The organism is Serratia sp. BNK-10, from assembly GCF_047456065.1.
GTDB classification, from domain to species: domain Bacteria; phylum Pseudomonadota; class Gammaproteobacteria; order Enterobacterales; family Enterobacteriaceae; genus Serratia; species Serratia ureilytica.
In genome coordinates, this window is record NZ_CP179894.1 from 711,490 (window position 1) to 730,707 (window position 19,218).

At 59.1% G+C, this 19,218-nt stretch carries 21 protein-coding genes; 14 read left to right on the forward strand and 7 right to left on the reverse strand.

Annotated elements, in window-relative coordinates:
* The first annotated feature begins 30 nt into the window (after positions 1-30).
* Positions 31-813, forward strand: coding sequence for a DeoR/GlpR family DNA-binding transcription regulator (locus ACMGG9_RS03425; RefSeq protein ID WP_033642011.1), 783 nt, complete (start codon positions 31-33; stop codon positions 811-813).
* Positions 814-815: 2 nt separating this feature from the next.
* Positions 816-1,199, forward strand: a complete 384-nt coding sequence (locus tag ACMGG9_RS03430) for a VOC family protein (RefSeq protein ID WP_033642012.1) — start codon at positions 816-818, stop codon at positions 1,197-1,199.
* Here the strand turns inward: ACMGG9_RS03430 and ACMGG9_RS03435 are convergent, their stop codons facing one another.
* Positions 1,200-2,108: a LysR family transcriptional regulator gene (locus ACMGG9_RS03435; protein ID WP_043135578.1), complete on the reverse strand. Its 909-nt coding sequence runs from the start codon at positions 2,106-2,108 to the stop codon at positions 1,200-1,202.
* A gap of 125 nt (positions 2,109-2,233) precedes the next feature.
* Here ACMGG9_RS03435 and ACMGG9_RS03440 point away from each other — a divergent pair, with 125 nt between their 5' ends.
* The 6 genes from ACMGG9_RS03440 (at position 2,234) to ACMGG9_RS03465 (ending at position 6,782) form a co-directional block, all read left to right on the forward strand.
* Complete coding sequence (locus tag ACMGG9_RS03440; RefSeq protein WP_016928920.1) at positions 2,234-3,115, forward strand: pirin family protein; 882 nt, start codon at positions 2,234-2,236, stop codon at positions 3,113-3,115.
* 116 nt (positions 3,116-3,231) lie between these two features.
* Complete coding sequence (gene ycaC / locus ACMGG9_RS03445; RefSeq protein ID WP_004928476.1) at positions 3,232-3,858, forward strand: isochorismate family cysteine hydrolase YcaC; 627 nt, start codon at positions 3,232-3,234, stop codon at positions 3,856-3,858.
* A gap of 313 nt (positions 3,859-4,171) precedes the next feature.
* The gene (locus ACMGG9_RS03450; RefSeq protein ID WP_033651051.1) at positions 4,172-5,347 is read left to right on the forward strand and encodes a type I restriction endonuclease; all 1,176 of its coding nucleotides are present in this window, start codon (positions 4,172-4,174) and stop codon (positions 5,345-5,347) included.
* A 239-nt stretch (positions 5,348-5,586) separates the two neighbouring features.
* A complete protein-coding gene (locus ACMGG9_RS03455) occupies positions 5,587-5,916 on the forward strand; it encodes a hypothetical protein (protein WP_033651052.1) in 330 nt (109 codons plus the stop codon).
* 75 nt (positions 5,917-5,991) lie between these two features.
* Positions 5,992-6,444 carry a thiol-disulfide oxidoreductase DCC family protein gene (locus ACMGG9_RS03460; protein WP_033642016.1) on the forward strand — a complete coding sequence of 151 codons (453 nt, stop codon included), beginning with the start codon at positions 5,992-5,994 and terminating at the stop codon, positions 6,442-6,444.
* A gap of 86 nt (positions 6,445-6,530) precedes the next feature.
* On the forward strand, positions 6,531-6,782 hold the full coding sequence (locus ACMGG9_RS03465) for a hypothetical protein (RefSeq protein WP_033642017.1): 252 nt from the start codon (positions 6,531-6,533) through the stop codon (positions 6,780-6,782).
* Here ACMGG9_RS03465 and ACMGG9_RS03470 read toward each other — a convergent pair.
* The 3 genes from ACMGG9_RS03470 to ACMGG9_RS03480 form a co-directional block, all read right to left on the reverse strand.
* The gene (locus ACMGG9_RS03470; RefSeq protein ID WP_033651053.1) at positions 6,773-7,321 is read right to left on the reverse strand and encodes a GNAT family N-acetyltransferase; all 549 of its coding nucleotides are present in this window, start codon (positions 7,319-7,321) and stop codon (positions 6,773-6,775) included. The two genes, ACMGG9_RS03465 and ACMGG9_RS03470, sit on opposite strands and share 10 nt — an antisense overlap.
* A 95-nt stretch (positions 7,322-7,416) precedes the next feature.
* Positions 7,417-8,157, reverse strand: coding sequence for a DUF2076 domain-containing protein (locus ACMGG9_RS03475; protein ID WP_033651054.1), 741 nt, complete (start codon positions 8,155-8,157; stop codon positions 7,417-7,419).
* Between the two features lie 107 nt (positions 8,158-8,264).
* Positions 8,265-9,068, reverse strand: a complete 804-nt coding sequence (locus ACMGG9_RS03480; protein ID WP_033642020.1) for a helix-turn-helix transcriptional regulator — start codon at positions 9,066-9,068, stop codon at positions 8,265-8,267.
* Between the two features lie 117 nt (positions 9,069-9,185).
* Between ACMGG9_RS03480 and ACMGG9_RS03485 the strand changes: the two genes are divergently transcribed.
* Positions 9,186-9,956, forward strand: coding sequence for a class I SAM-dependent methyltransferase (locus ACMGG9_RS03485; protein ID WP_414161918.1), 771 nt, complete (start codon positions 9,186-9,188; stop codon positions 9,954-9,956).
* 57 nt (positions 9,957-10,013) lie between these two features.
* Here the strand turns inward: ACMGG9_RS03485 and aqpZ are convergent, their stop codons facing one another.
* Positions 10,014-10,709, reverse strand: a complete 696-nt coding sequence (gene aqpZ / locus ACMGG9_RS03490) for an aquaporin Z (protein WP_033642023.1) — start codon at positions 10,707-10,709, stop codon at positions 10,014-10,016.
* Between the two features lie 426 nt (positions 10,710-11,135).
* Here aqpZ and ACMGG9_RS03495 point away from each other — a divergent pair, with 426 nt between their 5' ends.
* Entirely contained in the window at positions 11,136-12,497 is a 1,362-nt protein-coding gene (locus ACMGG9_RS03495) for an esterase-like activity of phytase family protein (RefSeq protein WP_033651056.1), read from the forward strand.
* Positions 12,498-12,696: 199 nt separating this feature from the next.
* Here the strand turns inward: ACMGG9_RS03495 and ACMGG9_RS03500 are convergent, their stop codons facing one another.
* Positions 12,697-13,872: a low temperature requirement protein A gene (locus tag ACMGG9_RS03500; RefSeq protein WP_033651057.1), complete on the reverse strand. Its 1,176-nt coding sequence runs from the start codon at positions 13,870-13,872 to the stop codon at positions 12,697-12,699.
* A 310-nt stretch (positions 13,873-14,182) separates the two neighbouring features.
* On the opposite strand from ACMGG9_RS03500, the gene ACMGG9_RS03505 reads away from it, so the two are divergent.
* Both ACMGG9_RS03505 and ACMGG9_RS03510 read left to right on the forward strand, forming a co-directional pair.
* Positions 14,183-14,467 carry a YdgH/BhsA/McbA-like domain containing protein gene (locus tag ACMGG9_RS03505; RefSeq protein WP_033634035.1) on the forward strand — a complete coding sequence of 95 codons (285 nt, stop codon included), beginning with the start codon at positions 14,183-14,185 and terminating at the stop codon, positions 14,465-14,467.
* Between the two features lie 240 nt (positions 14,468-14,707).
* Positions 14,708-15,265: a class I SAM-dependent methyltransferase gene (locus tag ACMGG9_RS03510; RefSeq protein ID WP_033642027.1), complete on the forward strand. Its 558-nt coding sequence runs from the start codon at positions 14,708-14,710 to the stop codon at positions 15,263-15,265.
* Here the strand turns inward: ACMGG9_RS03510 and ACMGG9_RS03515 are convergent, their stop codons facing one another.
* On the reverse strand, positions 15,266-15,727 hold the full coding sequence (locus tag ACMGG9_RS03515; protein WP_033651058.1) for a GNAT family N-acetyltransferase: 462 nt from the start codon (positions 15,725-15,727) through the stop codon (positions 15,266-15,268).
* 216 nt (positions 15,728-15,943) lie between these two features.
* Between ACMGG9_RS03515 and ACMGG9_RS03520 the strand changes: the two genes are divergently transcribed.
* Complete coding sequence (locus ACMGG9_RS03520) at positions 15,944-17,059, forward strand: ABC transporter substrate-binding protein (RefSeq protein ID WP_213587517.1); 1,116 nt, start codon at positions 15,944-15,946, stop codon at positions 17,057-17,059.
* Positions 17,052-19,175, forward strand: a complete 2,124-nt coding sequence (locus ACMGG9_RS03525; protein ID WP_147880938.1) for a TonB-dependent siderophore receptor — start codon at positions 17,052-17,054, stop codon at positions 19,173-19,175. Before ACMGG9_RS03520 ends, ACMGG9_RS03525 begins: the two co-directional genes overlap by 8 nt.
* Positions 19,176-19,218: the final 43 nt, after the last annotated feature.

Below are 19,218 nucleotides of genomic sequence, written 5' to 3' on the forward strand. Positions count from 1 at the left end.
TGATCACTTTAGCATCACCGGATTGATATGATGTCCAAACTGTTACCGAATGAGCGCCATCAGGCCATTCTCGACACGCTCCGCCAACAGGGGCGAGTGCTGGCTCTGGAGATGGCGCAGCGGCTGAATACCACCGAAGCGACCATCCGCCGCGACCTGCGTCAGCTGGCGGCACAGAATCTGTGCAAACGCATCTATGGCGGTGCGCTGGCGCCGACGCCGGCCGAAGGCCCCGTTGCGGCGCGCATTGCCCTCAGCGGTGATGAGAAGCTGGCGCTGGCACAGACCGCACTGGGGGTGATCGGCGAAGAACAGCTGATCTTCCTCGATGCCGGCAGCACCCACCTGTATCTGGCGGATCTGTTGCCGCGCGATCGGCGTTTGACGGTGGTAACCAATGCGTTGAGCATCGCCGGCAAAATGCTGGAACGGCCGGGGATCCGCACCATCCTGATCGGCGGCGAACTGGATGCGCAGGTCGGCGGCTGCGTGGACGCCAAGGCGGCGGAAGAGATCGACGGATTTCATTTCGATCTGGTGTTCACCGGCATTTGCGCCTACGACCCAGCCGGGGGCTTCTCCGCGTTGAGTTACCAGGACGCCACGTTCAAAAAGCGGTTGCTGACGCGCGCCGGCAGCGTGGCGGTGCTGTGCACCCGCGACAAACTCAATACCTACGCCCCCTACCCCTTCCTGCCCGCCGGGCGGGTGGATCATCTGGTGACGGCGCGCGGCGCGCACCCGCAGCTTGAGCAGCAGGTGGCGCAGGGCGGCGGCCAGATCTGGCACAGCGATTTATCGACCGGAGAATGATGATGAAAATAGCCCATGTTGCCCTGTGGACCCGTGACATCGACGCGCAGCTGGCGTTCTGGCAGCGCTATTTCAACGGTGAAGCGGGAGAGGAGTACGTCAGCCGCAATCGGCCGGGGTTCGTTTCCCGCTTCGTCAGCCTGGCGGCCGGGCCGACGCTGGAGATCATGCGCGTGCCGACGTTGCTGCCGGCGCAGGCGCAGGAGGAGCGGGTGGGCTGGGCGCACATCGCGCTGTCGCTGGGGGATGAGCGGCAGGTCGATCGGTTGGCGCAGCGCGCACGGCAGGAGGGCATCTTGCTGTCCGCGCCACGCTGGACCGGCGACGGCTTCTACGAGGCCGTCATTCGCGATCCGGACGGCAACGCGATCGAAATCACCGCCTGATTACTCTTCTTCAATGCTGGCGAACTGCTCACCCAGATAGTCGAGCAGCAGCCGCACCGCCGGCAGCAGGCCGCGGCGCGATGGGTAGACCGCGTGCACCACGCCGCCCTGTGGCTGCCAGCCCGGCAACAGTTGCACCAGCTCGCCGCGCAGCATGTCGTCGCGCATCATCATCGCCGGCAGTTGTACGATGCCGGCGCCGGCGATGGCGGCGGTGCGCAGCATCAGCATGTCGTCGGTGACCAGTCGCGGCGTGTGCTCCCACTCCACCCGTTCACCCTGTGGGCCGGTCAGCCGCCATTGGTGCTGAGCGCGCGCCGGGCCGAGATCGAGCGTCGGGTATTTACGCAGGTCTTCCGGCGTTTGCGCCGGCCCGAGGGTGCGCACCAGCGCCGGGCTGGCGGCGACGCACCAGGTGCGCTGCGCGAGGATCTTCAGCACCAGATCGCTGTCCTCGAGCGGCGGCGGCCGCACGCGGATCGCCAGATCCAACCCTTCCCCCACCACGTCCACCCGGCGGTTGGTGGCCTCCAGATGCACCGTCACCTTGGGATAATCGGCCATAAAGGCTGCCACCATGCTGCCGACGCGAGTGTGCAGGATCGCCACCGGGCAGGACATGCGCACCGTGCCGCAGGGCTCGGCGCGCGTCTGTTCGATCGCCTGCTGCGCGGCTTCCGCTTCCACCAGCATCGCCTTGCAGTGCGCGTAATAGGTTTGGCCGAGTTCGGTCACCGAGAAGCGCCGCGTCGAGCGCTGGATCAGGCGCACGCCCAGCCGCTCTTCCAGCAGCGCTACGCGGCGGCTGAGTTTGGATTTGGGAATGCCCAGCGCCCGGCCGGCGGGGGCGAATCCCTGGTGATCGACCACGCTGGCGAAGAAAAACAGGTCGTTCAGATCGGTTAGCATCGCATCCCTTATCGTTCTACCAGTAGAACGCTGAGTGTACATCTTGCCTACTACTGCAGCAAACCCCGGCGGATTAAACTTCTGACATCAACTTAAGGCCGTGAGGTCTGAAACGGGAGTTCAAGATGAAAAAAATCCTCGGTATTCACAACAGCCCGGAAGCACATTGGGTCGGTAACGGTTTCCTGGTGAATTCGCTGTTCTCTTATAACGATTTGGGAGCGGAAATGAGCCCGTTCCTGCTGCTGGATCACGCAGCGCCAACCAAATTCCGCTCCGCCTCCGGCACCCGTGGCGTGGGTCAGCACCCGCATCGCGGGTTTGAAACGGTGACCATCGTCTATCAGGGCGAAGTGGAACACCGCGACTCGACCGGCAGCGGCGGGGTGATTGGCCCCGGCGACGTCCAGTGGATGACCGCCGCCTCCGGCATTCTGCACGAAGAGTTCCATTCGCGGGACTTCTCGCGCAAGGGCGGCACCATGGAAATGGTGCAGCTGTGGGTCAACCTGCCGGCTAAGGACAAAATGGCCGAGCCGGGCTATCAGACGCTGCTTAACGCCGATATTCCGGTGGTTCCTCTGGCGGACGGCGCAGGGCAGGTGCGGGTGATCGCCGGTGACTTTGGCGGCCACGCCGGCCCGGCGCGCACCTTCAGCCCGCTTAACGTGTGGGACATGAAGCTGAATGCCGGCCATACCACCACGCTGACGGTGAAAGAAGGCCATACGCTGGCGCTGGTGATGCTGCACGGCGCGATCCTGGTTAACGGCGAAGACGTGGTGCGCGAAACCCAAATGGTGCGTTTCGACCGGGCTGGGGATTCGATCACCATCGAAGCCAACAACGACGTCGCGCTGTTGGTGCTGAGCGGCGAACCGATCGATGAGCCTATCGTCGGCTACGGCCCGTTCGTCATGAACAGCGACGCGGAAATCCAGCAGGCGTTCCGCGATTTCAACAGCGGCAAGTTCGGCAGCATGAACGCCGAAGCGAGCGCCGGTTGAACCTTGGCGCCTGGGGTGGACAGTGTTCCCCGGCTCAGGCGCTACACTTAAACCTCAACGCCCCGCCCTGCGGCGGGGCGTTTCATCCGCAATATCAACCCCACAGGAGTAAAACCATGACTGCAAATTACAAGCGCCTCGACAAAGACCAGGCCGCCGTATTGCTGGTGGATCATCAGGCAGGGCTGCTTTCGCTGGTGCGTGATATCGATCCCGATCGGTTTAAAAACAACGTGCTGGCGCTGGGTGATTTAGCGAAGTACTTCAACCTGCCGACCATTCTTACCACCAGTTTCGAAAACGGCCCCAATGGTCCGCTGGTGCCCGAACTGAAAGCCCAATTCCCCGATGCTCCCTTCATTCCTCGCCCTGGCCAGATCAACGCCTGGGACAACGACGATTTCGTCAAGGCGGTAAAAGCCACCGGCCGCAAGCAGCTGATCATCGCCGGCGTAGTGACCGAAGTGTGCGTGGCATTCCCGGCGCTGTCGGCGCTCAATGAAGGTTTCGAGGTCTTTGTGGTGACCGACGCCTCTGGCACCTTCAATGAGCTGACGCGTCAGTCGGCCTGGAGCCGCATGGAGGCCGCCGGCGCGCAGCTGATGACCTGGTTCGGCGTCGCCTGCGAGCTGCACCGCGACTGGCGCAACGACATCGAAGGCCTGGGCACGCTGTTCTCCAACCATATCCCGGACTACCGCAATCTGATGACCAGCTACAACACGCTGACGAACGGCAAGTAACGCGATAGATGGGCAGTATTTGCTGCCCATCATTTGTATTTGGATTCTGTATAAATACCAGTACCAGCAATGGTTCACTCGCTATAAATTCCCATCTGTTAATACTTCTCTCTTTTTTTATTGTGATCGACTTTAGGTCTTTTTGTTCCCATTTTGATTAAGGCTATTTGTTCTGCTATATAACTAATAATTAATGCTAATTCTATTAAATATTGACGGAGTTCTATTTAAGAGCCCCGCTTTGTTGCAAGAAAAGCGCTTTTGAACGTGTAATTTAAGACTACAGCGATTTAACACAGCAGAGGGATGGTTGATGAATGCATTCAGAGATAAGCTTAAGGCCCATGTTCTTCATGTGGCCTCGGTAGGTCAGCATTGCAATACTGAGGAAACGACTAAGCAGGCATTAATTTTGCCGTTATTAGAAACCCTAGGCTTTCATCCATATGATCCTACTAAGGTGAAGGCAGAGTATGGTGCTGATTTTCCAGGTGTTAAGGTGGGTGAGCGCGTTGATTACGCCCTTTTTTGCCATGCGGTTCCCGTCATGTTCATCGAGGCGAAGTCTTTCAATCAAAATTTGTCAAATCATAGCCCCCAGCTATCTCGCTATTTTAATGCGACACCGGAGGTTACGGTTTCTGCAATAACCAATGGGAAAGAATGGCGATTTTTCACCGATCTGAAAGATAAAAACATCATGGATGATACACCATTCTTGAAGATAGATTTTAATAATCTAAACGATTCTGATATTGATCAGCTCTATCGATTTAGGCACGACCAATTTCAGCCGGAAGCGCTGCGGACACTAGCTGAAGAAAGCATCTATCTGACTTCATTTACAAAAACTATCAGTGCCAGTCTTCGAGATGTTGATTCTGATTTTGTTCGCTATGTAGCAAGTCGCTCTAACGTTCAGCGTCAGCTAAACCAACGATTTTTGGACACAATAACGCCATTGGTTCGTTTGGCTGTTGAAAAAGCGGTGAGTGCGATGGTCGTTTCTGGTCTGTCAGTGACGTCGGAAAATGTTGTAGCGTCTGAGTCACCAGATGAAGGTGAAGCGCAAAACAGACCGGATCCGCTCGCCCCGATCGTTGATCCCGATAATAGTAAAATAGTGACGACCTTTGCAGAAAGGTGCTTGTTTGACAATGTGGCGATGATCTTGGGCACTGAGGCAGAGCTGATTGCGAAAGACACGGAAAGCTATTACAGCATCCTCTTTCAAGGGAAGACGACGCGATGGGTTCTGCGCTATTTCGACAATAAGCAACGTCCAACCATTTTGCTTCCGCTTGAGATAGACGAGGCCAGACAGGCTGAGATAACTCGCGCCGGCCTGGAGTTGGCTGCAGGGGGGCATATCATTATCGACCGTCCGGAAAATATTTTGCGGCTAACGGGTTTGATCGTTGATTCTTACCAATATTGTATTAATGACGAAAACTTTAGGCAGAAGAGAAAAGATAAGCAGGAAAGTTAGTCCATACCCACTTTAAGCCGTTGATTGGCAAAAGAACATGAAGAGCTTTCCACGTAGGGCGGCATGTGCCGTGCGGAAAGTGGGAAAGATCGGAATGCTTACCAAATCTTCTGTTTTCATCACGTTAGACGCGGGATGTAAGCAAAGCGCAGCGGGGCGAAAAGGTAGCGAAAAGCGGCTTTCTCATGTGCCGGGGGCGGGGTAGCGTAATCCCGAACCCGGCAAATGAGGCTAACTCAATGAAACAAGCAATCAAGATCCTGGCGCTGCCCTGCATGGGCATGGCGCTGTTGTTCAGCGCGAGCGCGATGTCTGCCCCCGAGGCGCCTGCGGCCAAAGCGTTGCCGCCTGTGGCGGATGAACCGATGCGCATGCCGCCTTTCCCGGGCGGGCACCCGCCCAAGCCGGGGTTCTGCCGCGGCGGCGAGCTGTTCTGCGCCACCTCGGCCAGCGACAATCCGGTGGAAACCATCAACAAACTGACGGCGGTGATCCCGGCGGGCAGCGCCAAACATTACGAAGTGCGCGTCGCGGTGGTGGCGGTGCCTGACGCACCGCCCGCGCCTTAACACGCCCCGTCATCCCGCTCTGGCCTGGGCGCACCAGGCGCGTTAGGCTAAGGCGAGCATTTTTCGGGAGGCGGGATGACCCCTTTATCACAGCTGCCTTATCTGCAGCCCGGCGATCGCGCGTTGTTGTTCGACGGCGAATGCAACCTGTGTCATGGGCTGGTGAGATACCTTGTTCGCGCCGATCGGCAGCGGCGCATTCTGTTGGCGACGGTGCAATCCGTCGAAGGACAGGCGATCCTACAGGCGCTGGGATTGCCGACCGACCGTTTCGATTCCGTGGTCTATGTGGAACAGGGGCGCTGTTGGCTGCGTTCGGCGGCGTTGTTTCGGGCGCTGCGCCAAGTGGGATGGCCGTACCGCGCGCTGGCGCTGGCGCGTTGCTTGCCGCCGCGACTGGCGGACAAGATCTACGATGCGGTCGCCGGCAATCGCTACCGGCTGTTTGGCCGCAACGACGGCAGCGGCCTGCCGGGTGCCGACCAGCCCGGGCGCTATCTGCCTCGGCGGCGGGAGCCGCCGGCCTGAGCTTTACGCTTCTTTACCATCCAACCGCTTGAAATATCAGCACTCCAGCTCCATATAATGGGTCATTCAGCCAACAAGGAGCGCGTATGGGAATCAGTGAAGAAGAGCACATCCGCCGTTTGACCCAAGAGAAAAACGACATGGGCAATACGGCGAAATGGGTGGCGATCGTTTCCGCCGTCTACTTTGCCTTGATGGTGTTTTATGGCCATCCAACCGGCGTATTGGCGATGTCGGGCGCGGTATTCATTGTCTCTACCGCCACCTGGTTGAAAAAGCGCCAGAAGGTCAAATCTTACCGCATGGCGTTGGCCAAAATCAGCGACGATCAGCCCTGATAGTCGCAGCGCTTTAGCGTATACACCAGGCTCGGCGCCGCGCCGGGCACGTCATCCAGCGTATCCACCTGCTGCATGCCGATCTTTTCCAGCACTCGCCACGAAGCCTGATTCTCCGCACGCACAATGGCGGAAATCTCCTCCAGCGCCAATCCGGCAAAACCGTATTGCAGCGACGCCCGCGCCATCTCGGTGGCCAATCCCATGCCCCAAACGCGAGTATCGAAGCGATAGCCGAGGTTCACGGTGCGCTGCGCCCCGAGCGGTTTCCGGGACAATCCGCCAAAGCCGATAATCCAATCCGGCCGTTCGCGCAGAGCGATCGCCCAGGAACCGTAACCGTGTTGTTGCCACCCGGAAATCCTATCTTGCAGCGCCGCTGCGGCCTGCGCTTCGCTGGTGAGTGGGCCGGCGGGATTGAAACGCTGCGTTTGCGGATCGCCGAAGATGGCGTAGAAACGCGCGAGATCCCCCATCACCGGTGGGCGCATCTGCAGGCGTTCGCTGAAGAAAGGAGTGGAAGGATTAAAGCTTGTCATCGTTTCTCTCTGCTGGATAAATGAACAGTGTTCACTGTAGACCAGAATGGCGAAACGGGAAATCCCCCTCTGCGGGTGAGAGGGGGCGAAGGGAATTACAGGAAGGAGTCGTCGTCGTCGCTGTAATCGTCGTCGGCGTAGTCCGTGTCGTCCTGATAGTTGGCGTTCTGGAAGCCGTTGTCCTGGTTGAGGAAGCTACCGCCATCGCCGTTGTTGAAGGTATCCAGGTTGTTGGAGGCGTCGAAATTGCGCATTGCGCTGTCGTCCAGCTGCGCCGGGGTTTCCTCGATAATATTTACGATTTCCTGTGGTTGCGAATGGCGGAACATGCCGGTCAGCATGTCGGCCAATACCACGCCACCGGCGACGCCCGCCGCCGTTTGCAAGGCGCCTCCCAGGAAGCCGCCGGCGCGTGAAGGCGCCGCCTGCTGCGGTGGGGCATAGGCCGGTTGCTGCGGCTGCTGTGGCTGCTGCGCGTTGTTCCAGGCCGCCGTATTTTGCTGCTGCGCCTGATACTGTTCGCGCGGGCTTGGCGTACTGCGGCTGCCGCCGCCGAACAGGCCGGCCAGGAAGCCGCCGCTGCTCTGCTGGCCGTTGGCGGTTTGCTGCAGCTGCGCCACCTGGGCCTCCAGCTCTTTGACCCGCTGATCCATCTGCTTGAGCGCCGCTTCCTGAATAATCATCGCCTGCGCCATGTAATAAGGGGCGGAAGGCTGCTCGCGAATATGCTGGTTGATTTGCTGCTCTGCCTGGAGATCCCGTGGGCCCGTCTTGGTCTCGGCTTCTTTCAGGCGGCCAAACAGACCATCGATAAGGCGTTGTTCTTCGGATTGCATAGGAGTACCTCAGGAGATAAATAACGGTGCTGGATGATCACTATCATCGGTATCAATTACCCTAGCGCGTTTACATGAACCAATAAATAAATGGCGGGTAAACCTGCCTATGAATTTGTTACCAATTGCGGCAGCGGGATCAGCATCACCAGCTTCAGACCGGCGTGCTCCGCCGGATGGAAGGTGAGTTGGCGATAGCGCAGCGCGCCTCGCTGAGGATGCTCGAACGCTCTTTCGCCGCCTTCGCGCGCCATGACGTCATGTTGCTTCCACCAGTGATTAAAGTCCGCGCTGTTGTGCGTCATGTTGCGCACGAAGGCGCGCATCTCTTCGGTATTTTGATGATGGCTGGTCTCGGCGCGAAATTCGGCCACCACGCGGCGCGCGCGCTCTTCCCAATCGCTGACCAGCGTTTTCGCCAACGGGTGGAAGAACATGAAGTGCAGCAGGTTGGGGCTGTTGGCCACATCCAGCCAGCCGCTGAACAGCGCCGCCGCCTGCGGGTTCCAGGCGACGACGTTCCAGCTCACGTCCAGCAGATAGCAGGGCACCGTCATCTGATGCACGCTTTGCAGCACCGCGTCATTGGCGGTTTCTCGGTGCGCTTCCTGCTCGGGGTCGGCGATACGCGCCAGGGTAAACAGGTAGTGGCGTTCGGCCGGGCCGAGCCGCAGCGCTTTGGCGATGCGCGCCAGCGTGAAAGGGGAAATGGACACCTCGCGGCCCTGTTCGATCCAGGTATACCAGGTGGCGCTGATGCCGCTGATTTGCGCCAACTCTTCGCGGCGCAGGCCGCTGGTGCGGCGGCGCGAAGAGCTGGGCAGGCCGATCATTTCCGGCGTGATGCGTTCGCGGTGCGCGCGCAGAAACGCGCCGAGGGCTTTTGGCCCGGATAAGGCTTCTGATGACATAGCATGGTACCTATTTATACCAGGATAACTGCTCATATTGTACCCGTATAGTAGCCTGATTATAGTAGCCGAAAGCCTTCAGGCACAGGCGCAAGCCGGATAATAACAGGAGCAAACATGAGCAACAGCAACAGCCATAACAATGCGGTAGACCGGCAGTTCGGCGAGCAGGCCAACGCCTATTTAACCAGCGCGGTGCATGCGCAGGGCAAGGATTTGCAACGTCTGGCGCAGTTACTGGCGCCGCACGCCGAAGCGCGCCTGCTCGATTTGGGCTGCGGCGCGGGGCATGCCAGCTTCACCGCGGCGGCCAGCGTAGCGCAGGTGGTGGCCTACGATCTGTCGGCGCAAATGTTGGCGGTGGTGAAGCAGGCGGCGGCGGAAAAAGGCCTGAACAACATTCAGCAGCAGCAGGGCGTGGCGGAGTCTTTGCCGTTTGAGGACGCCAGTTTCGATCTGGTCATCAGCCGCTATTCGGCGCACCACTGGCGCGATGTCGGCCAGGCGCTGCGCGAGGTCAGGCGGGTACTCAAACCGGGCGGCAGCGCGATCTTTATGGACGTGGTCTCGCCAGGGCACCCGCTGCTGGATATCTACCTGCAAACCGTGGAAGTGCTGCGCGACACCTCGCACGTGCGCAACTATGCGCCGGGCGAGTGGCTGACGTTGCTGACCGAGGCCGGGCTGGTGGTACGCGAGGTGACGGCGGATCGATTGACGCTGGAGTTCGGCAGTTGGGTGGCGCGTATGCGCACGCAGGCGCATTTCGTTACCGCGATCCGCGCGCTGCAGCAAAGCGTGTCGCAGGAGGTGGCGGAGCATTTCGCCATCCAGCCGGACGGCTCCTTCACCAGTGATATCATGATGTTTGAAGTGACGAAGGGCTGAAAGCAACGGGGCAGCCGATGAAGGCTGCCCCGTGAAACGCGATCGACTGCGATACGCTTATTTTTTGTCTTCCAGCAGGCAGCGGTAGATCAGGCCGCCGATAATGCCGCCGACCAGCGGCACCAGCCAGAACACCCACAGCTGCTGCAGCGCCCAGGTGCCCTGGAAGATCGCTACGCCGGTGCTGCGCGCCGGGTTGACGGAGGTGTTGGTCACCGGGATGCTGATCAGGTGGATCAGCGTCAGCGTCAGGCCGATAGCCAGCGGGGCAAAGCCTGCCGGCGCGCGCTTGTCGGTCACGCCATGAATAACGATCAGGAAGAAGGCGGTCAGCACCAGCTCAATCACGATTGCGGCTTGCAGAGAGTAACCGCCCGGTGAGTGTTCGCCGTAACCGTTGGAGGCGAAACCGCCTGCCGTGGCGTCGAAACCGGCTTTGCCGCTGGCGATCAAATACAGCACCGACGCTGCGGCGATACCGCCGATCACCTGTGCGATAACGTAAGGGATCACGTCTTTCGCCGCGAAACGGCCGCCGGCGAATAAGCCGACGGTGACCGCCGGGTTAAAATGCCCGCCGGAAATATGGCCGACGGCATAGGCCATCGTCACTACGGTCAGACCGAAAGCGAGCGCGACGCCGAGGAAACCAATACCCAGCTGTGGGAATGCCGCTGCCAATACTGCGCTACCACAACCACCAAACACCAACCAAAATGTGCCAAAAAATTCAGCAAAAAGTCGCTTTGACATAGATTCCATCCTGCGGAATAGACTAACGGGCGTTAGCACTAAAAACTATAGAACAGCTTTTTAAGTTCATGCAGATATTCTATAGAATTTTCTTAATGCACCTTGAATAACGGCGGTATTAAATCCCTGACATTTTATTTTGTCTATGAGAAAAACACCGTTTTTCGCCGTGTTGACGCGCGTTTGCCGATTTTTTTATCTTTGTTATAAGAATTTACCCTAAGCAAAACGGCGGGCTATTTCCGGGCGGTTTTTTCCAGCGGTTTTCTCCATTCAATACGCTCAGGTTAATTGCTCATTTCTATTTGCCAGCCAACCTTATTGCCTGATGTGCATTTGACGAATTGCCTATTGTCATCTAAGTGTCATGCTAAATTAATATCGTCTTCTGCCTGACAACGCTTCATTTAACCTCGGGTAAAAAATATGAAAATAAAATCGCTCTCCCTGCTGTTGGCTTCACTGTTTCCGGTATTGGCTCACGCTGCCGACATTGAGGTGGCGCGTTATGTGGTCGGCTTCCCCGGCGGGGAACGCGTCGCCTATCAGGGGGCGTTCGCCAAGCATTTCCCGCAGGGATTGCCGGTAGGGATCGGCTCCGGATTGATGTTCAACAAGAAGCAGGGCGACGATTTGGTGCTGACGACGCTGACCGATCGCGGCCCGAATGCCGATGCTCCTGCGGTAGGCAAGCAAGAGGCCAAGATTTTCGCCAATCCGCAATTCACGCCTCTGTTGATGGACATTCGTATCGGCGGCGGCAAGGCCGTAGCCGAGAATGCGCGGCCCTTGTACGACGAAAAAGGGCCGATCGGCGGGCTGCCGTTGCCGGGCGAGCTGATTGGTTCTACAAACGAAGTGGCGTTGAACGACGCGTTGCAGCCGCTGTCCGGCGATCGCCGCGGGTTGGATACCGAAGGGGTGACCGGTGACGGCAACGGCGGCTATTGGCTGTGTGATGAGTACGGCCCGTTTCTGATCCATATCGACGGCAAAGGTAAAATCCTCGCCAAATATGGCCCAACGCCGCAGGCCGGCGAACAAGCGGTAGCGGGCGGTTTGCCGAACATCCTGAAATGGCGTCAGCCCAACCGCGGTTTTGAAGGATTGACCCGGATGCCGGACGGGCGAATTCTGGCGGCGGTGCAGAGCACGTTGGATGTCGATGGCAAAAGCAAAAACAAGGCGCAGTTTACCCGGCTGGTGAGCTTCGATCCGCGCAGTGGCAAAACCGCCATGTACGGCTATCCCATCGATATCGACAGCTATAAAAAAGCCAAAGACGCCAAAATTGGCGATGTCGTGGCGTTGGACAACCAGCGCATCCTGTTGATTGAACAGGGAACCGGTAAAGATAAGTCAATGATCAACAAGATCTATCTGGTGGATCTCGCGCAGGCCAGCGATCTGAGCGCGTTTGACGGCCAGGGTAAAGCGCTGGAGTTCGACGATGCGAAAGATCTGGCTAAACGCGGCGTGAAGCTGGCGCAGAAACGGGAAGTGGCGGATCTGCGTCAGTTGGGCTGGCGCCAGGAGAAAGCGGAAGGGTTGGCGCTGATCGACGATCGCACGCTGGCGGTGATCAATGACAACGATTTCGGCTTGCAGGCCACGCTGGTGGATGCGTCACCAAAGAGCAAGAAAATCGGCGACTATCAGTTGGAGAAAGGAGGGCGGTTGAGCCTCGACGGTGACAAAACCGACGCCCGCATCGAATTGCGCCCTCTGGAGCAGCCGGAATCGCTGAGTGAGCTCTGGGTGCTCACCTTGCCGCAATCCTTGAAGTGACCGACATCGGGGGCGATGCGCCCCCGTCAGACCGTTGACAAAGGAGGAAAAAACGTGGTTTTTCCTCCTTTGTGGCCATCAGCCGAAAATCAATAAATTGATTTTCCTTGTTTTTTTATCCGCTGCTCTCTGCAAACCCGGTAATGGCATGAGGTTTGTCATCAATCTCACAGCGGGGGCGGTGACGCCCCCGTTTGCTTCAGGCTTGCGCGTGCCGCTGCGGCGCTTTGCCGCGCGAGATGCTCTCCCACGCCGCCACCACCACCATGATCAGCGTCGTCAGGCCATTGACCATCAGCAGGTCGGTTAAATAGGCGATCGGGGCCAATACCGCCAGCGCCAGCAGCCCAACCAGATGCGACAGCGGGAAGCGGCGATACACCAGCCGTTTGTACAGCGCGTTGGCGAACAGGTAAATCGCCGGTCCGAGCAGCAGCACCGCCGCCGTGGCGTGTTGGATGCGGCCGTCGGGATGGGCGATCACCAGCTCGTTGGCCACGGCGCAGACGATGATCGCCCCCACCAGCGCGACGTGCACATAATGGAAATAAGCGCCCAGCTGGCCGGGATTTTCCGCCTGGCTGATGGCGTGGCTGCCGGCTTTGCTGCTGGTGTCGAAGTAAACCCACCACATCGCCAGGCTGCCGAGAAAGGCCACCAGCGAAGCGATGAGTACCGGCAGGCTCCAGCTTTCCATTTCGCTCAGGGTGGCGCCGGTGATCAGAATGGTTTCCCCCAGCGCCACGATCACGAACAGCTGGCAGCGCTCCGCCAGATGGTGGCCTTCGATGGTCCATTCGCTGCTGCTGTCCGAGCGCCCCAGCACCGGCAGGCGAAAACCGAACATCGGCGAGACGTACTCGCACAAGACGGCGATCGCCCACAGCGCCAGGCGAACATGGCCTTCCGCCAGCCCGCCGGCGATCCAGAAGATGGCGGAGATGCACAGCCAGCCGAGAATGCGGCGAAAGTTTTGTTTTAACGGATGATCGGGCGCCAGCAGGCGCAATACCGTGGCGGAGCGCCCGACCTGAATGGCGACGTAGAACAGGGCGAAGATCAGACCGCGTTCGCCAAACGCCTGCGGCAACGCGGCGGCGGCGAACAGCCCCAGCAGCATGATCGCGAACAGCAACAGGCGGATCTGGCGGGTATCCGGATTGAACCAGTTGGTGACCCAGGCGGTGTATTGCCAGGCCAGCCAGACGGCGAACCACAGCAGCAGGGTTTCCAGCGCGCCGGTCAGCGTCAGGTGATGCAACAGATAGTGGGAAAGTTGGGTCACGGCGAAAACGTAGATCAGATCGAACAGCAGCTCGGAAAATGAGACCGACGCGCCCTGACCGTCACGCACGCGCAGCAGGTTTTGCGACATAAGCGTTCTTCCTTAAAAGGGTAAGCCACAAAATTCAGCGTAGCTCAGCGCGCTCCGGCGGGTAAAAAATCTTAAATAGACGCGGCGCGCATTCTTTATCACGCGCCGTCTTTAATTGTTCATCAAATAGGGGTAAGGTGAAGCCTATAAAGTCATTCTCGCCTGAAAATACACACCCGCTCTCACTTCCTCCTTATTCTCCTCACAATGATTGATGTTCTTTACGTTGCATGACGTCCGTTTTCATTGGCTAGCGGATAATTAACATCACTGACAACGAGCGAATAAACAAGAACACCTGGAGTCAATCATGAAACTTATCCCAAGCATCGCAGCCGTATTGATCGCCGCCGCTTCATTTTCCACTTTCGCCGCGCCGCTGTCGTCGGTAAAACAGGTCAACAGCGAGCAGGCCGCCAATCTGCAAAGCCTCGGCGTCGTGTCGGTTTCCGGCGTTAGCGGCTCACCGCATGACGCCATCACCGCCCTGAAAGAAAAAGCCGCGGCGGACGGCGCCAGTCATTATCGCATTATCGGTCTGGACACCCCCGGGGACTCCAGCAACTGGCGCGGCAATGCGGAAATTTATCGCTAAGCGTTAGCTTTTTACCCTCTGGCCGCGGCAACGCGGCCAAAAAAATAAACGGTCGCAATAATTATCTGAACGGTCGGCGCATAAACCGCTTATTCTCAGATCATTATTGCGACCGTTTTTCTTTGCGCGCCGCTGACAAGGTTGCATTTTATTACAACTGTGTCCGCCGCTTTCGGAATCATGTTAATGATTACTTAAGAAATTCGGCTCACATTGAGGGCTTAACCCAAGGAGGCCTCAATGTTAAATGCGACCCGACTGCAACTGATGAATCACTTCGCTTACCTGCAGCAATTTATGGCTTCACCGCGCACCGTCGGTACGCTGGCGCCTTCTTCCCCGTGGCTGTGTCAGGCGATGCTCAATCAGGTTGAATGGACCCGGGCGCTGTCGATCGCGGAACTGGGCGCGGCGGACGGCGTGCTGACCAAACGCATTCTGGGGCGGATGCGCGCCGATGCGGCGCTGGAGGCCTTCGAGATCCAACCCCATTTCGTGCATCGGCTGCGCGGGATTGACGATCGGCGGCTGCAGGTGATGGGCCATTCGGCGACCCGGATGGCCACGGATTACGACGTGGTGTTTTCCTGCCTGCCGCTGCTGTCGATCCCGGTCAGGATCAGCGTACGCATTCTTCAGCAGGCCCGGCAGCGGCTGCTGGCGCGCAACGGCACGCTGGTGCTGTTCCAATACAGCCACCTATCGGAAAAATTGCTGTCGCGCTATTTTCACTGGAAGCGCCTGCGGGTAGTGCGCAACTTCCCGCCGGCGCTGGTGTATGTCTGTACGCCGCGTTAGCTACAGTTTTTTCTCCATCACCACCACCTCTTCGTCATGCTGCCGCCGGCGCTCCAGAGGTTGCCAACCCCAGCCGGCGTACAGCGCTTCCGATTTGTCGGTAATGAGATGCAGAACCGAGTGATGGCGCTGCCGCGCCGCCTCGACGATGGCCATTTCAAGGCGGTGGGCGATGCCCTTGCGGCGGTGATCGGGATGCACGAAGACGCCGGCCAGCCACGGGGTGAGATCCTGGCGCTGATGGTCGTCGCTGGGCCACAGGCTGGCCATGCCCACCGGACGATCGCCGTCGATCATCATCAGCGTCAGGTGGTCGTCGCCCGGTCGGCTGCATTGGGCGAAACGCAGCTGGGTGCGCTCCAGCGAGCCGCCGCGCTGTGAACCCCACTGGCCGAATGCCCAGGCGGCGCACACATCGGCAAACTGCGGGCAATCCGACAGCGGAATGATGCGTTGAGTCATGGAGGTCTCCCGGTTTTTAGCTGTTTCCCCGTTCTATTTAACCGATTTCCCCGCCATTTTTTTAACTTTTTAAAGCCGTTATTTTAGCGGTTTCGCCGTGTTTGCCGCGCGCCCGGCGCCGTTTCCCGGATTTCTTTTGGCAATGGCGGCGCGGGATTGCAAGTGCTAATGAGAGTGATTATCATGCGCACACTATTTCCCCCTTTCGGCTCAATCATGCGCAATTTCCTCATTTTACTGCTGCTTTCTCTGTGGTTCGGCGTGTTCTCCGCCCAGGCGAAGACGGTGACCGATATCACCGGCCGTCAGGTTGTGGTGCCGGACAATCCGCAGCGCATCGTGGTGGGGGAGAGCCGCATGTTGTATACGCTGGCGCTGCTGGAGCCGGGCAACCCGGCGCAGCGCATCGTCGGCTGGCCGGCGGATCTGGCGCGTTTCGATGCGCAAAGCTGGCAGCTTTATACGCAGCAGTTTCCGCAGATAGCCCAGATCCCCGTCATCAGCGGCAATAACTTTCGCCAGGTCAATGTCGAAAGCCTGCTGCAGCTGAAACCGGATCTGGTGATCCTGGCGCGCTATGCGCGTGAAGACGGCGACAACGATCGGTTGGTTTCTGCGTTGAACAAGGCCGGCGTGGCGGTGATCTACGTCGATCTGCGCATCGATCTGCTGAACAACACCGTGCCGAGCGTGCGGCTGCTGGGCGACGTGCTCAATCGCCGGCAGCGCGCCGAGCAGTTCATCCAGTTTTATCAGCAGCACATGGCGGTGATTCAGCAACGCCTGGCGGGCTATCAGGGGCCGAAGCCCAAAGTGATGCTGCACCTGCATCTGGGGCGGCGCGAGACCTGTTGCACCACCGCCGCGCACGGCAACCTTGGCGATCTGCTGACCTTCGCCGGCGGCGACAACATCGCCAACGCCAGCGTCAAAGGGGTGTATGGCGAGCTGAACCCGGAAACCATTCTGAGCGCCAATCCCGACGTGTACCTCGCCACCGGCATGGCCGGGCCGCAGGGCAAACGGCTGTCCGATCTGCGCCTCGGGCCGCAGGTCAGCCGCCAAGAGGCCGCCGACAGCTTCCGCCGGCTGATCGCCAAACAGCCGATGCTGACCAACCTGCAGGCGGTGAAAAACCACCGCGCCTGGAGCGTCTGGCACAACTTTTACCTCAGCCCGTACCACGTGGTGCTGGTCGAGGTGTTAGCCAAAGCGTTTTACCCGGATCTGTTCGCCGACATCAACCCGCAGCAGACCTTCCAACAGCTTTATCAGCAGTTTTTGCCGTTACCTTTTTCAGGGACCTATTGGAGTCAGTTAGATAATGAATAACAACAAACGCGGCTGGTGGTGCGCATTGCCGTTGGCGGCCTGCGCGACATCGCCGACGTGGGCGGCGGAAAAAACCGCGTCGCAGGAAGAAAGCCTGGTGGTGATCGGCCGCAAAGACGCCGACGGCGTGCAGAGCTATCAGCCGTTGACCAGCGTCACCGGCACCCGCAGCGAAACCAACCTGCTGAACGTGCCGCAGGCGATCGACGTGGTGCCGCAGCAGGTGATTGCCGATCAGGCGGTCAGCAGCCTGGATGAAGCGCTGTACAACGTCAGCGGCATTACCCAGGCCAACACGCTGGGCGGCACCCAGGACGCGGTAATGAAACGCGGTTTCGGCGACAACCGCGACGGCTCCATTCTGCGCGACGGCGTGCGCTCGGTGCAGGCTCGCAACTTCACGCCGACCACCGAGCGGGTAGAGGTGCTCAAGGGGCCGGCTTCGATGCTGTACGGCATGGGGGAACCGGGCGGCATGATCAACATGATCACCAAAAAACCCCAGCTGCAGCAGCGCACTCATGTGGAAGGCTGGGGCAGCAGCTTCAACGGCGGCGGCGGCCAGCTCGACGTCACCGGGCCGCTCGGCACGTCGGGATTCGCCTATCGCATGATCGTCGATCACGATGAAACCGACTACTGGCGCAACTTCGGCCGCAACCGCCAGACGGTGATCGCGCCCTCGTTGATGTGGTATGGCGAGAACACCACCGTGCGGCTGGCCTACGAGCATATGGAATATCGGGTGCCGTTCGATCGCGGCACCATTATCGATTCGCGCACCGGCAAACCGGTGAATACGCCGCGCGATCGCCGTTTCGACGAGGCCTATAACGCCACCCGCGGCGATCAGGACAGCATTACCCTGCAGATCGATCAAACGCTCAACGAACGCTGGAAAAGCTCGCTGACCTACGCCTACAGCCGCAACAGCTACAGCGACAACCAGGCGCGCGCCACGGCGCTGAATCCGGTGACCGGCGTGTTGACTCGCCAGGCCGACTCGACCGCCCATGCCGTCAGCCACGCCAACGCGGTGCAGTTGACGCTCAATGGCGACGTGGACTGGGGGCGTATCAACCACCAGATGCTGTTCGGCTTCGATTTTGAAGATAACCGCACCTACCGCGGCGACATGATCCGCGGCAAAAAGAACAGCGATTTCAATATCTACCATCCGGTATACGGCCTGATGCCGCCCTCGACCGCGGTCAGCGCCAAAGACAGCGATCAGCGGGAAAATCTCACCAGCTACGGCTGGTTTATGCAGGATTCCATCCAACTGACCGATAATTGGCTGGTGATGGGCGGGCTGCGCTACGACGCTTTCGACGTCTATGCCGGCAAGGGGCGGCCGTTCCAGACCAACACCGACAGTTCGGACGGCAAGCTGGTGCCGCGCGCCGGGGTGGTGTACAAGCTGACGCCTTACGTGTCGCTGTACAGCAGCTATACCGAGTCGTTCAAGCCCAACTCCTCCATCGCCACCCAAATTGGTTCGCTGCCGCCGGAGCAGGGCAAGTCGTGGGAAGTCGGCGGCAAGCTGGCGCTGCCGAACGGCGTCACCGGCACGTTGGCGCTGTTCGACATCACCAAGCGCAACGTCATGGTCAATGAGCTGGTGGAGGGCGAAACCGTAACGCGCACCGCCGGGCGCGTACGTTCGCAGGGCGTGGAGCTGGACGTGGCCGGTAACCTCACCGACTCGCTGAGCCTGATCGGTTCCTATGCGTATACCGACGCGCGCGTGGTGGACGATCCGGACAACAAGGGCAAAGAGATGACCAACGTGGCGCGCCATACCGCCTCGCTGTTCCTGACCCAGAACCTGGGCAGCCCCGGCCTGTACAGCGGTGATGAGATGCGTATCGGCGCCGGCGCGCGCTACGTGGGCCGCCGCCCGGGCGATGCCGCCAACAGCTTCAATCTGGATAATTACACCGTTGCCGATGCGTTCGCCGCTTACACCATGCCGATCAACGGCTATCGGGTGAAATGGCAGCTGAACGTGAAGAACCTGTTCGATAAAACCTATTACCCGTCCAGCGGCGGCAATTTGCGCGTGGCGGTGGGGGAACCGCGTGAGGTGGTGCTGCGCGGCAGTATCGATTTCTGAGCCGCGGGCGGTGAAATTTGCTTAAATAACCGCCCCAACGTTA

Excerpts from the sequence above, each read along its gene's own strand:
- ACMGG9_RS03425 (WP_033642011.1), top strand. The coding sequence starts at position 31 with ATGTCCAAACTGTTACCGAATGAGCGCCATCAGGCCATTCTCGACACG.
- ACMGG9_RS03430 (WP_033642012.1), top strand. The coding sequence starts at position 816 with ATGAAAATAGCCCATGTTGCCCTGTGGACCCGTGACATCGACGCGCAG.
- ACMGG9_RS03435 (WP_043135578.1), bottom strand. The coding sequence starts at position 2,108 with ATGCTAACCGATCTGAACGACCTGTTTTTCTTCGCCAGCGTGGTCGAT.
- ACMGG9_RS03440 (WP_016928920.1), top strand. The coding sequence starts at position 2,234 with ATGAAAAAAATCCTCGGTATTCACAACAGCCCGGAAGCACATTGGGTC.
- ycaC (WP_004928476.1), top strand. The coding sequence starts at position 3,232 with ATGACTGCAAATTACAAGCGCCTCGACAAAGACCAGGCCGCCGTATTG.
- ACMGG9_RS03450 (WP_033651051.1), top strand. The coding sequence starts at position 4,172 with ATGAATGCATTCAGAGATAAGCTTAAGGCCCATGTTCTTCATGTGGCC.
- ACMGG9_RS03455 (WP_033651052.1), top strand. The coding sequence starts at position 5,587 with ATGAAACAAGCAATCAAGATCCTGGCGCTGCCCTGCATGGGCATGGCG.
- ACMGG9_RS03460 (WP_033642016.1), top strand. The coding sequence starts at position 5,992 with ATGACCCCTTTATCACAGCTGCCTTATCTGCAGCCCGGCGATCGCGCG.
- ACMGG9_RS03465 (WP_033642017.1), top strand. The coding sequence starts at position 6,531 with ATGGGAATCAGTGAAGAAGAGCACATCCGCCGTTTGACCCAAGAGAAA.
- ACMGG9_RS03470 (WP_033651053.1), bottom strand. The coding sequence starts at position 7,321 with ATGACAAGCTTTAATCCTTCCACTCCTTTCTTCAGCGAACGCCTGCAG.
- ACMGG9_RS03475 (WP_033651054.1), bottom strand. The coding sequence starts at position 8,157 with ATGCAATCCGAAGAACAACGCCTTATCGATGGTCTGTTTGGCCGCCTG.
- ACMGG9_RS03480 (WP_033642020.1), bottom strand. The coding sequence starts at position 9,068 with ATGTCATCAGAAGCCTTATCCGGGCCAAAAGCCCTCGGCGCGTTTCTG.
- ACMGG9_RS03485 (WP_414161918.1), top strand. The coding sequence starts at position 9,186 with ATGAGCAACAGCAACAGCCATAACAATGCGGTAGACCGGCAGTTCGGC.
- aqpZ (WP_033642023.1), bottom strand. The coding sequence starts at position 10,709 with ATGTCAAAGCGACTTTTTGCTGAATTTTTTGGCACATTTTGGTTGGTG.
- ACMGG9_RS03495 (WP_033651056.1), top strand. The coding sequence starts at position 11,136 with ATGAAAATAAAATCGCTCTCCCTGCTGTTGGCTTCACTGTTTCCGGTA.
- ACMGG9_RS03500 (WP_033651057.1), bottom strand. The coding sequence starts at position 13,872 with ATGTCGCAAAACCTGCTGCGCGTGCGTGACGGTCAGGGCGCGTCGGTC.
- ACMGG9_RS03505 (WP_033634035.1), top strand. The coding sequence starts at position 14,183 with ATGAAACTTATCCCAAGCATCGCAGCCGTATTGATCGCCGCCGCTTCA.
- ACMGG9_RS03510 (WP_033642027.1), top strand. The coding sequence starts at position 14,708 with ATGTTAAATGCGACCCGACTGCAACTGATGAATCACTTCGCTTACCTG.
- ACMGG9_RS03515 (WP_033651058.1), bottom strand. The coding sequence starts at position 15,727 with ATGACTCAACGCATCATTCCGCTGTCGGATTGCCCGCAGTTTGCCGAT.
- ACMGG9_RS03520 (WP_213587517.1), top strand. The coding sequence starts at position 15,944 with ATGCGCAATTTCCTCATTTTACTGCTGCTTTCTCTGTGGTTCGGCGTG.
- ACMGG9_RS03525 (WP_147880938.1), top strand. The coding sequence starts at position 17,052 with ATGAATAACAACAAACGCGGCTGGTGGTGCGCATTGCCGTTGGCGGCC.